This is a genomic window from Actinomycetospora sp. NBRC 106378 (assembly GCF_030269685.1).
GTDB lineage: Bacteria > Actinomycetota > Actinomycetes > Mycobacteriales > Pseudonocardiaceae > Actinomycetospora.
Genome location: NZ_BSTT01000043.1, coordinates 1 through 334, shown reverse-complemented (window position 1 = coordinate 334; position 334 = coordinate 1). Strand labels below are relative to the sequence as shown.

General features: G+C 60.2%; 2 rRNA genes. Both read left to right on the top strand.

The features are described 5' to 3' along the window. Positions 1–137: ribosomal RNA gene (locus QSK00_RS30325) — 23S ribosomal RNA — on the top strand; the annotation flags it as partial. A gap of 140 nt (positions 138–277) precedes the next feature. Next, a 5S ribosomal RNA gene (gene rrf, locus QSK00_RS30320) occupies positions 278–334 on the top strand; the annotation flags it as partial.

Genomic DNA, 334 nt, shown 5'->3' with positions numbered 1-334 from the left:
GAAGCCCGTTCCAAGATGAGGTCTCCCACCCCTACGAGGGTTAAGGCCCCCACCAGACCAGTGGGTTGATAGGCCAGACATGGAAGTACCGCAAGGTATGCAGTGGACTGGTACTAATAGGCCGAGGACTTGCCCGACACACCACCAACACCCACACACCTGAGGGTCTTGCTGGTACACGGCACACACGAACTCAAGCAACACCGAAAAACTGCTGCTCGCGTCCACACCACTTCACACCCCAACCCCCCACACACCTGTGGGGGTGGTTCGGTGTTCCGGTGGCCACAGCGGAGGGGAAACGCCCGGTCCCATCCCGAACCCGGAAGCTAAG